Source organism: Micromonospora sp. NPDC049799, assembly GCF_040656655.1.
GTDB lineage: Bacteria > Actinomycetota > Actinomycetes > Mycobacteriales > Micromonosporaceae > Micromonospora.
Window position 1 is genome coordinate 1 of sequence record NZ_JBFAMU010000715.1, and the last position, 2,006, is coordinate 2,006.

Sequence of the window (2,006 nt, forward strand, 5' to 3'; positions counted from 1 at the left end):
CCCGCCCTGGACCACGCCGACGGCCGCATCGACGTGGTGGGCGTGCCCGGGGTGACCGCCGCGCTCGCCGCCGCCGCCCTGCTCGGCGCCCCGCTCGGGCACGACCACGCCTACCTGAGCCTGTCCGACCTGCACACCCCCTGGGAGGTGATCGCCCGCCGGGTGACCGCCGCCGCGGACGGCGACTTCGTGGCGCTGCTGTACAACCCGCGCAGCCGTGCCCGGGACTGGCAGCTCGGCGCGGCCCTGGAGGTCTTCGCCGCGCACCGACCGCCGGACACCCCGGTCGGCGTGGTGCGCAACGCCAGCCGGGACGGCGAACGGGTGCACCTGGCCACCCTCGCCACCCTCGACCCGGCGCTGGTCGACATGTACAGCGTCGTGGTGGTGGGCAGCTCGCAGACCCGCGTCGTCGCCGGCCGGATGGTCACCCCGCGGGGCTACCGGTGGCGAAAGTGACGGCGGCCCCGGTCACGATCGGCGCCTGCCAGGGCTGCGGCGCCTGCCTGCTGACCTGCCCGGAGCACGCGATCCGGCCGGTGCCCGGGGGCCTGACGGTCCGCGCCGAGGTGTGCACCGGCTGCCTGGAGTGCCTGGAGATCTGCCCGGTGGACGCCATCCGCCTCACCGGCACCGACCCCGATGGAGGACCACGATGACCTCGACCACCGCCAGCGCAGCACCCCCGGTGGGCCCCTGGAGCAGGGCCGAGCGGGTACGCCTCGGCGGCATCGTGCTCGCCGTCGCCGCGCTGCACGTCGCCGGCTGGAGCCTCTACCTGTACTGGAACGACCAGCCCGCCGCCGCGGGCGGACTGGCCGGCGCCGGCACGCTCGCGTACGCCCTGGGGGTGCGGCACGCCTTCGACGCCGACCACATCGCGGCGATCGACGACACCACCCGGCTGATGCTGCTGCGCGGCCGGCGGCCGGTCGGCGTCGGCTTCTTCTTCGCCCTCGGGCACAGCGCGGTGGTGCTGCTGCTCGCGCTGGTGATCGGTCTCGCCTCGGCCAACCTCACCGGACCGGGGCTGGAGCAGGCCCGCGAGGTGGGTGCGACCGTCGCGATCGTCACCGCCACCCTGTTCCTGGCCCTGGTCGCCGCCCTCAACGCCGTCGTGCTGGGCGGGCTGGCCCGGCTGTGGCGGCGCCTGCGCCACGGTGACCTCGACGAACGGGAACTGGACCTCCACCTGCTCAACCGGGGGCTGGTGCAGCGGATCCTCGGCACCCGGGCGCGGGCGCTGGTCCGCTCGTCCTGGCACATGGCGCCGGTCGGCTTCCTCTTCGGGCTCGGCCTGGAGACCGCCAGCGAGGTCACCCTGCTCGCCCTGTCCGCCAGCACCGCCGCCGCCGGCGGCCTGCCGGTGCTGGCCCTGCTCACGCTGCCGCTGCTCTTCGCCGCCGGGATGTCCGCCATGGACACCGCCGACAGCCTGCTGATGAGCCGCGCGTACTCGTGGGCGTACCGGCAGCCGGCCCGCCGGCTGTACTACAACCTCGCCACCACCGCGATGACCGTGCTGGTCGGTGCCCTGGTGGCCAGCGTGTACGCCGCCGGCCTGCTGGTCGAGCGGTTCGGCGTGGACGCACTCGCCGGGTACGCGGGCGTCGCCGACCACTTCGAGCAGCTCGGCTACGCCGTGGTGGGTCTGTTCGCGCTGGCCTGGGGCGGGGCGGCGGCGGTGTGGAAGCTGCGCCGCTTCGACGAGCGGTACTCAGGGACCGCCGACGCGCCGGCGGGGGAGCGCGGATGAGCCGGACCGTGCACCCGATCGAGGTGGAGTCGTACCGGATCCTGCGGTCCCGGGTCGACCTCACGCACCTGCCGCCGCTGACCCGCGTGGTCACCGAGCGGGTCGTGCACGCCAGCGCCGACCTGGACTACGTGACCGACCTGGTGTGCGACGAGGCCGCTCTGGCCGCTGGGCTGGCCGCGCTGCGGGCCGGTGCGCCGGTCGTCACCGACGTCGCGATGGTCGCCGCCGGGATCACCGGCCGGCGGAC

General features: G+C 75.3%; 4 protein-coding genes. All 4 read left to right on the forward strand.

All coding sequences use genetic code 11. The features are described 5' to 3' along the window. A partial coding sequence (locus AB0I76_RS28645; RefSeq protein ID WP_357041885.1) for a precorrin-3B C(17)-methyltransferase occupies positions 1-459 on the forward strand: 459 nt, incomplete at its 5' end. Then, complete coding sequence (locus AB0I76_RS28650) at positions 447-659, forward strand: 4Fe-4S binding protein (protein WP_357041887.1); 213 nt, start codon at positions 447-449, stop codon at positions 657-659. The genes AB0I76_RS28645 and AB0I76_RS28650, both read left to right, overlap by 13 nt. After that, positions 656-1,756 carry a HoxN/HupN/NixA family nickel/cobalt transporter gene (locus AB0I76_RS28655; protein WP_357041889.1) on the forward strand — a complete coding sequence of 367 codons (1,101 nt, stop codon included), beginning with the start codon at positions 656-658 and terminating at the stop codon, positions 1,754-1,756. The genes AB0I76_RS28650 and AB0I76_RS28655 overlap by 4 nt, the downstream gene beginning before the upstream one ends. Continuing rightward, on the forward strand, positions 1,753-2,006 hold a 254-nt coding region (locus tag AB0I76_RS28660; RefSeq protein WP_357041892.1), incomplete at its 3' end, for a precorrin-8X methylmutase. The genes AB0I76_RS28655 and AB0I76_RS28660, both read left to right, overlap by 4 nt.